The organism is Streptomyces monticola, assembly GCF_042665355.1.
GTDB lineage: Bacteria > Actinomycetota > Actinomycetes > Streptomycetales > Streptomycetaceae > Streptomyces > Streptomyces monticola.
On sequence record NZ_JBHTCF010000010.1, the window covers coordinates 192010 to 204958 of the forward strand.

Genomic DNA, 12949 nt, shown 5'->3' on the forward strand with positions numbered 1-12949 from the left:
TTCGGGGCGTCCTGAGAGTAAGAGAGAAAGGCCGGGCAGCGATGCTGCGTTCACCGTCGAGACCGCTCCGCCACTGGATGACCGCCGCACTCGTGGGTGCCGTCCTTGTCGGATGCGGCGCGTCCGCCGACCCCGCGGGCAAGGACCGGACGAGCGGGACGAAGACCGATGTCACCGTCGAACCCATCAAGAAGACCCGGGAGTTGACCGACAAGAACGGCGTCAAGATCTCCACGGACAAGGCGCCGAAGCGGATCGTCTGCCTCTTCGCCCTGTGCGACGACATCCTCACCGAGCTGGGCATCGAGCCCACGGCCACCAACAGCAGCCTGCTCGCCCACCCCGACTTCCTGGGCAAGAAGAAGGCCAAGGAGATCGACGTCATCCCCGGCGGATTCATCGCACCGGAGGTGGAGGCGATCCTGGCGCAGAAGCCCGATCTCGTCATCGGCCTCGAGGACACCCACGGCAAGCTCGCCCCCGCGCTCAAGGGCGCCACCAAGTTCTGGGCCATGCAGCCCGAGACATGGCAGGACAGCGTGAGCTATCTGCGTGATGTCGCGGCGCTCACCGGGCGTACCGCCCAGGGCGAGAAGGCGGAGAAGACCTTCCGCGCCAAGCTGGCCGAGGCCGAGCAGGCCAGGAGCGACAAGACCGCGCTCATCATCTTCGGCAGCGACGAGAACTTCGGCGTCGCCACCCCGGGCACGGACGTGACCGCCGGTCTCTTCCCGAAGCTGGCCGACTACCCGTGGAAGTCCCGTGGTGTGGACGGCAGTTACAGCCTGGAGGAGATCCTCGCGCGTGACGTCGATGTCCTGTTCGTCGAGACGATCAGTTTCGGCGCGGCGGACGGCCGGCTGTCGGACAAGCTCGCCAAGAACCCGCTCTGGGGGAAGATCCCGGCGGTCAAGAACGGGAACGTCCACGAGGTCGACGCCGAGGTGTGGGCCAAGGGACGCGGCACACGCTCGATGGGCATCGTCCTCGACGAGGCCACGGCCGCGCTGCGGTGAGCACGACCGCCACCACGCGGACGCCGTCCGGTACCCCGGCGCCGGACGGACCGCCCTCCGCTTCCACCCGGGCACGCGGCAGCCGCTGGCAACTCCGGCTGCTTCTCGCCCTGTTGGCCGGGGCCTGCTCCTGCGCCCTCAGCCTCGGCACTCCCGCCGTCCCGCTCCACCACCTGCCCGGCGCGCTCGCGGACGGCGACGGCTCGCTCGCCGGTGTCGTCGTGACCGAACTGCGCGTTCCCCGTCTGGTGCTCGCCCTGATAGCCGGGGCCTGTCTGGGCGCGGCCGGGCTCGTCCTGCAGGAGGCGCTGCGCAATCCCCTGGCCGTCCCCGAAATGCTCGGCGTCTCCTCCGGGGCCGCGCTCGGGGTCGCCGCGCCGCTGGTGCTGACGCTGTCCATCCCCGCCGCCGTCCAGCCCCTGCTTGCCATCGGCGGGGCCGCGCTCGGCGGCGGGCTCACGCTGCTCGCCGCCGGTCTCGGGCGCAGCCCGTCCGCCGTGCTCCTCACCGGGGCCGCGGTCGCCGCCGCACTGCAGGCAGCGCTGTTGGTGCTCATGGTGATGGCCGATCAGCTCGATCTGCAGCTGATCTACCGTTATCTGCTCGGTTCGCTCTCCGCCCGCACCTGGGACGACGTCACCGGCCTGTGGCCCTGGCTGCTCGTCGCCCTGCCCGCGCTCGTGCTGTGCGCGCCGGTCCTTTCGGTGCTGCGCCTCGGTGACGAGGACGCCGAGGCCCTCGGGGTACGCGCGCAGCGTGCCCGGTTCGCGGCGCTGGCCATCGCCATCGTGCTGATCGCGCCGGTGACCGCCGTGTGCGGGCCGGTGGCGTGGGTCGGCTTTCTCGCCCCGCATCTGGCGCGGCGTCTCAACCCCGGCCGTGACGCGGTGCGTTGGCTGCCCTGGTCGGCGGCGTGGGGGGCGGTCGTCGTGGCCGTCGCCGATGTACCGGCCCGTCTCGCGCTTGCGCCGGTGGAGACACCGGCCGGCGCCTGGACCGCTCTGCTCGGCGTGCCCGCCGGGGTCGCCCTGCTGAGGTCGCCCGCGCGCACGCCCAAGGCCTCGCGCACGCCCAGTGGCGTTGCGGCGGTGCCCGGTGCGCCGCCGGTGCCCGGTGCGCCGCTGGAGGCCACGGCCTCCGCGCACACGAGCGGCCAAGATCCAGGGGGCGTACCGACTCCGCCCCCTCCCCCTCGCACTGCGGGCCCTCGTGCGGCAGACGATGCGGAGGAGGTCCGATGAGCCGGCGCTTCGGGGCGCTCGCCGCAATCGTCGTGATGTGCGCGGGCGTCACGCTGCTGGCCGGGCGGGGCATGTCCCCGTCCGTGGTCTGGGATGTCATGGGCGGCGGCGGTGATGTGACAGAACGTCACATTCTGCTCCAGCTGCGGCTGCCGCGTCTCCTTGTGGCCCTCGGCGCGGGGGCCTGCCTGGGAGTGGCGGGTCTGGTGCTGCAGTCCGCGCTGCGCAACCCCCTGGCAGGGCCCGAGGTCACCGGGGTGACGCCGGGCGCGGTGCTGGGTGCGGTCGCCGCGACCGGGCTCGGGCTCGCCGGGTGGGAGTCGCCGCTGGCCGTGGTGGTGGCCGCCTGTGCGGGCGGGTTCATCGGGGCCGCGCTGCTGTGGCTGCTCGCCGGGCGCGGCGGGGGCGATCCCGCCCGGACCGCCGTGCACGGCGTGCTCGTCTCGGCAGTGCTGGGCGGGCTCACCGCCATGGTGCTGCTCGTCGCGCCCGGCCAGCTGGGCAGCGTCGTCCAGTGGCTCGTCGGCACGACCGAGGGCCGCGTATGGCAGCACTGGCACCTGCTGTGGCCATGGGCCCTGGTCTGGGCGGTCGCGTCCTGGCTGCTCGCCGGGCCGCTGACCTTGCTCCGCTGCGGCGACGAACTGGCCTCCGCCGCAGGGCTGTTCACCGCGCGGGCCCGCACCCTCGCCCTGGTGTGTGCCGTGGCGCTGACCGCCGGTGCGGTGGCCGCCGTGGGGGCGCTCGGCTTCGTCGGGCTGCTAGTGCCGCATGTCGCGGTGTCCGTGTTCGGCGCGGATCTGCGCCGGGCGCTGCCCGCCGCCGCCCTGGTGGGGGCGGCCGTGGTGTGCGGTGCGGACGCGGCGGCTCAGCTGGCCTCCCGGCTCCTTGCCCTCCTGCTGGACAGCGAGCGGCTCACGGTGCCGGCCGGGGCGCTCACCGCGTGCTTCGGGGCGGCGCTGCTGCTGGTCGTCGTGCGCCGGATGCCGAACCGAACGTTCTGATGTCGACGAAGGACAGAGCATGACCGAACCTCTGGGGATCAGTGTCGAGGGAGTCCACTTCGGCTACCCCGGCCAACCTGTGCTGCGCGGCGTCGACGTGACGGTCGAGCCGGGCGAGCTGACCGCTCTCATCGGTCTCAACGGCTGTGGAAAATCAACTCTGTTGCAGCTGGCCGCGGGGCTGCTGCGGCCGGGACGGGGGCGTGTCCTGCTCGGCGGCGACGACCTGGCCAGGCTGTCGCGGCGGGCCGCCGCCCGCCGGGTCGCGCTGCTGCACCAGTCGGCGCCGGCCGTGCCAGGTATGACGGTGCGTCAGTTGGTGCGCCAGGGGCGGTACGCGGCGCGCGGCCCGCTCGGCATGCTGCGCGAGGGCGACGACGCGGTCGTACGCCGCGCGCTGAGCGACGTCGGTGTGGAGCAGTGGGCCGAGCGTTCCGTCGACGCCCTGTCGGGGGGCGAGCGGCAGCGGGTGCGCCTGGCGATGGCCCTGGCCCAGGACACCCGCGTCCTGCTGCTCGACGAACCGACCACCTATCTGGATCTGCACCATCAACTCGACGTGCTGCAGACCGTGGTGCGGCTGCGCGAAGAGCGCGGCCTCACCGTGGTGATGGTGCTGCACGACCTGGCGCACGCCGCCCGTTTCGCCGAGCGGATCGTCGCGCTGCAGGGCGGTCTGGTGGTGGCCGACGGGGCACCCAAGGAGGTCGTCACGCCAGGCCTGCTGGCCGATGTGCTGCGGGTGGCGGGCCGGGTCGGACGGGACCCCGAGGGCGGTTGGCCCGTGTGTTACCCAGATCACCCTCTGCCCGGACCACCCGGACTAGATAATGAAAATCATATTCATTAGTGTGGCGCATGCGGCGCTCGCCAGAACGCCGCACTTCTCTTGCGAATAAGGAGAGTTCATGAACAACGACCAGGTCTTCACCCCGATCGCCGACCCGGGCCAGCTGGCCCACGACTCCGCCTCCCACTCCAACGCCCTCGTCGAGAACCCCTTCGACGACAACGAGGAGTAAGCAGGCCGAGTGCCTCGCATCCGGGCCCGTCCGTCAGCCGACGGGCGGGCCCGCCCCTCCCCCGCCCTTCGCTTTCCCCAGGAGAACTGACGTGTCTGGCAGCCAACTCGCCCCCGGTGTGGACGTCGTCGCCGTGCCCGGACGCGGTCTCGCCGTCCGTACGGCCGACGGACAGTTCCTCGGCGTGAACCCGGGCAGCGCGGACCAGGACGCTCTGCTCTCCCGCCTCTCCGGCACCGTGCCCGGTGAGCCGGACGCCGAACTCGACCGTCTGGTACGGGCCTTCGACGACGCCGGATACCTCACCGCCGCCCCGCAGCCCACCGTCTGGCCCGCCGGCCGCCGGGACATATGGCTGCTCGGCGCCCCCGTTCTGACCGAGCCACTGGCCGGGTATCTACGGGCCGCGGGTGCGGCGCCACGGCAGGTGACGCCCTCCGAGGCGCACGAGGAGCTGACCGAGGGCCCGGCGCAGGGCCGTCCCGCCGCCGTCGTGTGGTGCCTGGACGGGCCGGTGCCCGCGGGCTTGTGGGATGCCGCCGACCGGCTGCCCGAGCGCGGTGTCGCCTGGCTGCGCTGCCACCGCGAGGGCTGGCAGGCCCACATCGAACCCCTCGCGGCCACGGCCGGGGATGTCACATCGGCCCACGTGCGGGCCCGCCGTCTCGCCGCCACACCCGCCCACCGCGAACTGAGCGCCTACTGGAGCGGGCCCCGTACCTCCGGCGCACCCCTCCAACTCACGCCTCCCGCAGCCGGGTTGCTCGCCGTCCTGCTCGCCGACGACCTCACCCGATGGGCCACGGACTCCGCCCCCTCCGATGACGGCCTGCCCGCCCGGCGCCGGCTTCGCCGTGTCGATCTGCGCACGCTGACCGTCACCGAGCATCCGGTCCTGCCCGTGCCCGCCGTCGCGCCCATGCCCCAGAGCGCCGCATGACCTCGTACACCGTGGCCGTCGACGGTCTGGCCACCGATGTCCGGCTCCCCGCCGGTGACGGGCCCTTCCCGGCCGTGCTTCTGCGCACTCCCTACGACCGGCGCCGGCATCGCGGCGAAGCACACGGCTGGGTCCGGCGCGGGTTCGCCGCGCTCGTCCAGGACGTACGCGGCCGGCATGCCTCGCCGGGCGAGTGGCAGCCGTACACGAACGAGACCGCCGACGGCACGGCAAGTGTGCGATGGCTGCGCCAACAGCCCTGGAGCGACGGCCACTTGGTTGCCACCGGCGCCTCCTACGCCGCCCACTGCGCCCTGACCCTCGCCCTGGACGCCCCCGACGACGCACGCCCCGACGCCGTCATCGCCGCCGTGCCCGCCCTGGGTGGCGCCGACACCGCGCGCGAACCGTCCGGCGTGGAACGGCTCCTGGCCCGCGCCGGCTGGTGGGCCGCCCACGGCGACCGGCCCGACTCCGACGAACACGCCCTGGACGTGGCCCTCGCCGCGGACCCCGAGCTGCTCTCCCGGCTGCCCGTGAGCGAGTTGCCGAACCGGCTCGGCCGCCCCCTGCCCTCCTGGCCCCGGCTGTGGCGCCACCGCGCACGCGGCCGGCTCGTCGCGCGGGCCGGGCAGGCCGCGATACCGCTGCTCGCGGTGGGCGGCCATCACGACCATTTCACCGAGGACACCGTCGCCCTGTGGCGCCGCTGGGGCGGGCCCTCGGCCCGCCTGCTGCTCGGACCTTGGGGGCACGGCCTGACCGCCGCCCCCGGACCCGACGCCCGCCCCGCCCACCGGACCAACCTCGGCGAGCTGTACGCGCGCTGGGCTCGCACCGCCCTGGCCAAGGACCTCGCGGACGGGCCCGGTGGTGCCATCGGCCTGGGCGGCAGCCCTCTGTGGGTGCCCGCCGGGACTACGGGCGAGCCCTACACCCCATCCCTGCGGCTGCTGCACGGGGCGCGCTTCACGGCCGACCCTGAACACCCGCTGGATTCAGGGACGTTGACGGTTCCCACGAGCGGCACGCCCGATCGCTGTCTGCTCGTCACGCCACCGCTGCCACGCCCCCTGGACCTGATCGGTCCCGCCGAGGTACGGATACGCGCGAGCGCCGACACCCCGTCCGCCGACTGGGCCGCCCGGCTCGTGGCCCTCACTCCCGCCGGAGCGGCCGAGCGGCTCGCCGTCGGCATCGTCCGGCACGCCGAACCCCCGGACCGGGCTGCCGAGTTGACCGTGGACCTCGGTCTGCTGGCGCGGCGGCTGCGCGCGGGCACGCGGCTCCGCCTGGAGATCGCCGGGCACCACTTCCCGGCCCACGCCCGCAATCCGCACACCGGCGACGACCCGGTCACCGCCACCCGGCTGTTCGCCTCCCGGCGTGAGGTCTTCCCCGCACATGTGGAGCTCCGCCTTCCGGTGCTCCGTTCCCGTCCCGCCTCCCTCGACCCCGCCCAGGAGATCCTGCAATGACGGCGCTGCCGCTGGAAGCCCTCGTCGACCCCGTCTGCGGCATCGTCCGCAAGGTCAAGCCCGTGGAGCACCCCGAGGGCGCCCCGCCCCGCTACACCGCGCTCACCGCCGAGATATCCGACGCCCGCAGGCTCGGCCTGTGGCCCGCCGACCGGGTGTCGCTCGGCACCACCTTCGGCGACCCGGAGGGCGCCCGTATCGCGGCCATCGCCGAGGGCATCGAGCGCTACTGCGGCAACCGGGTACCGCCGACCGGCCACCCGGACGCCCCGCTGCGCGCCACCGCGGCCGAGCTCACCGGCAAGGGCCTGCGGCTCTACGGTCCGGACGAGCTGCCCGCCTATGCCGACTGGCAGTACGACCGCGCCAAGTTCCCCTACCGGCCGCTGACCCCCGACACGCCGGCCCTGTGGGCGCGCGGCACCGAACGCCTGCCCGGCGGGCAGCGCGCCGAGGTCTGGGCTCCGGTCGCACTCACCCACCTCAACTGGCGCCAGGGCGAGCTGCGTTCACTGCCGCGCACCCACCATCTCAACTACGCGGGGATCGCCACCGGGCAGGGCCTCGACGACGCAGTCGAGCGCGGCCTCCTCGAGATCGTGGAGCGGGACGCCCTGGAGCTGTGGTGGCACCTGGACGGTCCGGCGCGCGGCATCGACCCGGACAGCGTTCCCGGTCTCGCCGACGACCTCGCCGGATCCGGCCTCGAGGTCCATCTCGTCGAGATGCCGTCGGAGTTCGCGCCCTGCGTGGCCGCGCTCGCCCACGACCCGCGCCTGGGTATCCACGCCGCCGGGTTCGCCTGCAAGTACGACCCGGCCGAAGCCGCCCGCAAGGCCGTACTGGAAGCCGTTCACACCTGGGTGTTCACGCAGGGCCTCACCGGCCCCGACGGATGGGTGTTCCAGGCCGTCGAGGCCGGGCTGCTCGCCCGCGGCCTCTACCTGGACCACCGGGCCGACGCCCGCTACCTCGACGCATGCGGTGAACACTTCGAGCACGTACGGGACTTGGGCGCGCACGTACAGGTGTGGCTGGATCCGCGGATGGCGTCCGAGGCACGGCGCTTCACCGAGCCGGCGCTCGGAACCGTGGCCATCGAGGACGTGCAGCCCTCCAGCCGTGACCGCCTGGAAGGTGCCCTGCACGACGCTGGCCACCGTGTCATGACGTTCGATCTCACCACCGAGGACGTCGCCGAGACGGCGCTGCGGGTCGCCCGCGTCCTGGTCTCCGGACTGCTCCCCAATGCCCCGGCCGCGTTCGGGTACTTCGGCTGTCCGCGCCTGGCCGATGCCGCCCTCGCCCGCGGCTGGCGTACGACCGCGCCGGGCGCACCCCAGGACTTCACTCTCGCTCCGCCGCCCCACATGTGATGACGGCCGCCGTGGATCTCGTCAGCGCTCTCGCCCGGGCCCGCTCCGCCGAACCGCCGGGCCCCGACACCCCCGCGGGTCCGGCCACCCCTGCCTGGCCAGGGCTTCCGCGCCCGGTGCCGCAAGCCGGTCGCGGGGAACTGGATCTGGAGATGCTGCTGCGCCTGTCGCTCGCGGCCTCGGACGGTGGCGGGCGACTGCGGCCCGCTCCGTCGGCGGGCGGCCTGCACCCGGTGGACGCCCAGCTCGTCGTGGGCTCCAACTGTCCGCTGCCGTCCGGGTGTTACGGCTACGACCCGTTGCGCCACCGGGTGCACCGGCTCGGCCCGGCACCCGAGGCCGCTCCCGGGGTGCGCGTCGAGCTGTCCGTGACCGCGCAGCGCACCCTGTCCCACTACGGCCACCGGGCCTGGCCGCTGTTGCTCCTTGACACCGGGCACGCCGCCGCCGCGCTCTGGCTCGCGGCTCGCGCGCTGGGCTGCGATCCGTCCGGCCTGCGTTTCGACACGTACGACGGCGGCGCAGCGCTCGACGGCGACGCATCGCTCCACGGCGGCGCATCCCTCGACGGTGGCTCTCTTGTCGCGGGCGACGGCGCCCCGCACGCGGCGCGCGACAGCAGGCTCCTCGCCCCGCGCGACAGCTGCGCCCTCGCCGCGGTGCACATCACCCCGCCCCCTGCCGTACGCCCGGCAACCGAGGCGCCCGCGCCACGGGAGCTATTGGCCCGCCGCAGCGCCCCGACCCCGCTGCCGCACAGAGCCCCTTCCGAAGAGGCCCTGCGGGCGGTCCTCGCCACCGCCGTCGAAGCGAGCTCCGGTGCGCTCGCCTGGTGCGCGGCCACCGGTGAACCACGGCCAGGACTGGTCGAGTTGGGCCACGACGGCACCCTGCGCACGCTCGCCGCGGGTGAGGCCCGGCCCACGCTCGCCGTCTGGGCCGCGGGCCAGGCCTGGATCGCCGATGCGGGCGCCGTGCTCCTCGGTCACGGCTGCCCGGCGGATGCCCCGGCCCAGCAGATCCGCCGGACGCATCTGCGCGCCGGGTTCGCGGTGGGCCTGGCCCAGCTCACCGCCGCCCGCCACGGGCTCGCCGCGCGGCCCGTCGGTTCCTGGCAACAGGCCGACCTGGGCGCCGCGCTCGGCACCACGCCGGGCCGGGACTGGATCGTCCACGGCCTGGCCCTCGGCACCGACCACCCCAAGGAGGGGACCTCGTGATCGTCCACCCGGAGCTGCGCCGCGCCGCCCGCCACGCGCGGCGCCGACTCCTCACGGCCACCTTCCTGCAAGGGGCCGTCACTCTCACCCATCTCGCCCAGGCCATCCTGCTCGCCCTGTCGCTCGCCGCCGTCGCCCGTGGCGACACCCGCCAACTCCCCCTGCTGCTGGCGGCCGTTCTCGGTTCCGTCGCCGCCAGGGCCGGTCTCGGCTACGTCCAGCGGCGCGCCGCCACCCGGGCCGGGGCCGAGGTCCGGGTGCGTCTGCGCGATGAACTCCTGGCCCACCTGGGACGCCTCGGACCCGCCCATCTCACGGGCGCCCGCGCCGGAGCCGTGCGCACCACCCTCGTCGACGGGGTGGAGGGAGTCGACGCGTACGTCTCGCGCTATCTGCCCCAACTGCTCATCACCCTTGCGGTGCCGCCCGCGCTCCTCGCCGTCATCGCCGTCATCGAACCGGTCGCACTGCTCGGGCTCGTCCCCGCCCTGCTGCTCGCGCTGGCCGGGCCGCGCGCCTGGGACCGGCTCCTGGCCAAGCGCGGCAAGGAACACTGGGACACCTACGAGGGGTTGGGCGCCGACTACCTGGAGGCGCTGCAGGGCATGCCCGCCCTGCGCGCGGCCGGGGCGGTCGGCCGGGCCCGGGAGCGCCTTGAGCGCCGCTCGGCCGCGCTGCACCAGGCGACCGTCGCCAAGCTCCGCGTATCCCTCGTCGACACCGGTCTGACCGATCTGGCCGTCCAGGGCGGCACCGTGGCCGCGGCACTGCTTGCCTGCTGGTCTGCGGCGGCCGGATCCACCGCGGCGACCGGCACCTATCTGGTGCTGCTCCTCGCCTCGGAGTGCTTCCGGCCCGTGCGTGACCTGTCCCGCGAATGGCACGCCGGTTACCTGGGCGTCTCCGCCGCCGACGGACTCAAGGCGCTGCGTACCGCCGAAGCCGCCGTCCCCGACGACGGGACCGCGCCCGCGCACTGGCCCCGGCCGCCCCAACTGCGCTTCGACAGCGTCGAGTTCGGCTACGGCGACACCGGGGAACCGGCGCTGGGCGGTGTCACCTTCACCGCGGAGGCGGGCCGCACCACCGCGATCGTCGGCCCTTCGGGCGCCGGCAAGTCCACGCTCGTCGCGCTGCTGCTGCGCCACCGGGTCCCGCAGCAGGGGCTCATCACCGTCGACGGCCGCGACGTGGCGGCGTACCGGCTCGACTCCCTGCGGCAGGGCATCGCCGTCGTCTCCCAGGAGACCTATCTCTTCCACGCCACCATCGCCGACAATCTGCGTCTGGCCAGGCCGGGCGCCGCCGACGACGAACTGGTCCACGCGGCGCGCACCGCCGGCATCCATCATGAGATCGCCGCCCTGCCCGAGGGGTACGCCACCGTCCTCGGCGAACGCGGTGCCACGCTCTCCGGCGGCCAGCGCCAACGGCTCGCCCTCGCGCGCGCCCTCCTTGCGGACGCCTCCGTGCTCGTCCTCGACGAGGCCACCAGCTCCGTCGACGAACGCCGCGAGGCGGACATCGTCCGCGAGCTGATCGAGGCCGCGGGCGACCGCACCGTCCTGGTCGTCGCCCACCGGCTCGCCGCCGTCCGGCACGCCGACCGCATCGTGGTGCTCAACGGCGGGCGGGTGGACGCCATCGGCACCCACGCCACGCTCATCGAGGCCGGAGGCGTCTACGCGGAACTCGTCGAGGCGGGCCGCACCCATGGCCGTACCCCTGAAGGAGACCTCGCGGCATGAGCACCACCACCGCAAGCGACACCGCCACCGCATGCGCCAACGCCAACGCCAACTCCAGCTCCAGCTCCAGCTCCAGCTCCAGCTCCAACGACACCACGAACGGCGGGGGCGCTTCCGAGGCGTCGGTGCCCGCGCGCGGCTCCCTGCGCGCCCTGCTGCCCGCCCTGGCCGGGCACCGCGTGATGATGGCCCGCACCTGCGCCGCCGCACTGCTGGAACAGGGCTCGCTCGTCGCGTTGCTCACGCTGGCCGCGCACACCGTCGGCACCGCCGTCATCGACGGGCTCGCCCCCTCGGCCGGCACGGTCACCGCCCTTGTCGCTCTCGTCCTGGTGCGCGCCCTGATGACCTGGCGCGAGATGGACCTCTCGCACGATCTGGCCTACCGCGTCCTCGCCGCGCTGCGGGTGCGGGTCTTCGACGGGCTCGCCCGCAGCGCGCCCGCCCGTGTGGCCGGGAAGCGCAGTGGGGACCTGGCGGCCACCGCGATGGCGGATGTGGAGTCGCTGGAATTCTTCTACGCCCACACCACGGCCCAACTCCTCGCGTCCGGCGCGGTGTTCGGTGTCGGCGCCACGACACTGGCGACGGTGGAGCCATGGCTGCTCGTGGCCGTCGCACCGGCCGCCGCACTGCTGGTCGCGGCGCCCTTCGCCGATATGCGCGGCAGGTCACGGCGTGGCGCGACGACCCGCGCGGCCACCGCGCGGCTCTCGGCCGACACCGTGGACACCGTGGACGGACTGCGTGAACTGCTCGCCTTCGACGGGCTGACCGCACGGCGCGAGCAGCTCGCGGAACAGGGCCGGCGGGTGGGCCGGGCCCAGCGGGCCGAAGCCACCTGGGAGGCCATGGCCGCCGCCGTGCGCGACTTCCTGATCGTCCTGGCGGTGCTCGGCGTGGTGGCCGCCGCAGCCCAGTCCGTGACCGCCGGACGGCTGCACGGCGCCTGGGCTCCCGCGGCGATGGCCCTGGCCCTTTCGGTGCTCGGCCCCATCGCCGAGTCAGCGAGGGCGCTCAGCCAGGCCATCGGCCTCCGTGCCGCGGCCGCCCGCGTCGACGCGGCCCTCGAGGCCCCCGCACTCGCCCCCGCTCCGGCCGAGCCACACCCGCTGCCGTCAGGGCCCCTGGGCGTCCATCTGCAGGACGTGAGTTTCTCCTACGGTGACCAACTGGTCCTGAACGGCCTTGAGTTGACCGTTCCTGCGGGACGGACCCTGGCCCTGGTCGGCGCCTCGGGAGCCGGCAAGTCGACCTGCGCCCATCTGCTGGCCCGCTTCTGGGATCCCTCAGCGGGATCCGTACGGCTGGTGCCCGACCGGGGCGATCCCGTCGATCTCCGGGACCTGGCCGACGCCCAACTCCGCCGCGCCGTCACCGTGGTGAGCCAGGACACTCCCCTCTTCCACGGCACGCTCGCCGAGAATCTGCGCCTCGCCGCGCCCGACGCGGACGACCACGCGCTGACGGAAACGGCCCGCCTCTGCGGCGTCGACCGGATCGCCCCGCTGGACACCCTGGTCGGCGAGCGCGGCGCCACCCTCTCCGGAGGCCAGCGCGCCCGGATCGCCCTGGCCCGCGCCCTGCTGACCGAGCCTCAGGTCCTTGTCCTGGACGAAACCACCGCCCACCTGGACAACGTCGGAGACGCCCAACTCGCGGCCGCACTGGGCAAGACGGTGCGCACCACGATCGTCATCGCCCATCGCCCCGCCACGATCCGCCGCGCGGACCGCATCGCCGTCCTGGAGTCGGGCCGGATCGCCGAGGAGGGCACCTGGCAGGAGCTCACGGCCCGCCGCGATGGCGCGCTCAACCGCGTGCTCGCGCTCCCCTCGCCGCCGACTGCGTGAAGATCTCACCAGGGAGCATTAGCGTGTGGCCTTGATCCGGCCCGCTACGCG

At 74.1% G+C, this 12949-nt stretch carries 11 protein-coding genes; all 11 read left to right on the forward strand.

Annotated features, from left to right (window positions below):
- Positions 1 to 77 precede the first annotated feature (77 nt).
- Positions 78 to 1016: an ABC transporter substrate-binding protein gene (locus tag ACFQVC_RS23475; protein WP_381833639.1), complete on the forward strand. Its 939-nt coding sequence runs from the start codon at positions 78 to 80 to the stop codon at positions 1014 to 1016.
- A gap of 98 nt (positions 1017 to 1114) precedes the next feature.
- Positions 1115 to 2257 (forward strand): FecCD family ABC transporter permease, encoded by a 1143-nt coding sequence (locus ACFQVC_RS23480; protein ID WP_381833944.1) that lies wholly within the window; start codon positions 1115 to 1117, stop codon positions 2255 to 2257.
- Positions 2254 to 3261: a FecCD family ABC transporter permease gene (locus ACFQVC_RS23485; protein ID WP_381833642.1), complete on the forward strand. Its 1008-nt coding sequence runs from the start codon at positions 2254 to 2256 to the stop codon at positions 3259 to 3261. Before ACFQVC_RS23480 ends, ACFQVC_RS23485 begins: the two co-directional genes overlap by 4 nt.
- Before the next feature lie 19 nt (positions 3262 to 3280).
- Entirely contained in the window at positions 3281 to 4111 is an 831-nt protein-coding gene (locus tag ACFQVC_RS23490) for an ABC transporter ATP-binding protein (protein ID WP_381833645.1), read from the forward strand.
- A gap of 58 nt (positions 4112 to 4169) precedes the next feature.
- Positions 4170 to 4283 (forward strand): streptamidine family RiPP, encoded by a 114-nt coding sequence (amiA, locus tag ACFQVC_RS23495; protein WP_381833648.1) that lies wholly within the window; start codon positions 4170 to 4172, stop codon positions 4281 to 4283.
- 91 nt (positions 4284 to 4374) lie between these two features.
- On the forward strand, positions 4375 to 5223 hold the full coding sequence (locus tag ACFQVC_RS23500) for a hypothetical protein (RefSeq protein WP_381833651.1): 849 nt from the start codon (positions 4375 to 4377) through the stop codon (positions 5221 to 5223).
- The gene (locus tag ACFQVC_RS23505) at positions 5220 to 6701 is read left to right on the forward strand and encodes a CocE/NonD family hydrolase (protein WP_381833654.1); all 1482 of its coding nucleotides are present in this window, start codon (positions 5220 to 5222) and stop codon (positions 6699 to 6701) included. The genes ACFQVC_RS23500 and ACFQVC_RS23505 overlap by 4 nt, the downstream gene beginning before the upstream one ends.
- Positions 6698 to 8077, forward strand: coding sequence for a YcaO-like family protein (locus ACFQVC_RS23510; RefSeq protein WP_381833657.1), 1380 nt, complete (start codon positions 6698 to 6700; stop codon positions 8075 to 8077). The genes ACFQVC_RS23505 and ACFQVC_RS23510 overlap by 4 nt, the downstream gene beginning before the upstream one ends.
- 11 nt (positions 8078 to 8088) lie before the next feature.
- Positions 8089 to 9297 (forward strand): nitroreductase family protein, encoded by a 1209-nt coding sequence (locus ACFQVC_RS23515; RefSeq protein WP_381833660.1) that lies wholly within the window; start codon positions 8089 to 8091, stop codon positions 9295 to 9297.
- The gene (locus ACFQVC_RS23520; protein WP_381833663.1) at positions 9294 to 11045 is read left to right on the forward strand and encodes an ABC transporter ATP-binding protein/permease; all 1752 of its coding nucleotides are present in this window, start codon (positions 9294 to 9296) and stop codon (positions 11043 to 11045) included. Before ACFQVC_RS23515 ends, ACFQVC_RS23520 begins: the two co-directional genes overlap by 4 nt.
- Complete coding sequence (locus tag ACFQVC_RS23525; protein WP_381833666.1) at positions 11042 to 12898, forward strand: ABC transporter ATP-binding protein; 1857 nt, start codon at positions 11042 to 11044, stop codon at positions 12896 to 12898. Before ACFQVC_RS23520 ends, ACFQVC_RS23525 begins: the two co-directional genes overlap by 4 nt.
- The last annotated feature ends 51 nt before the right edge of the window (positions 12899 to 12949 follow it).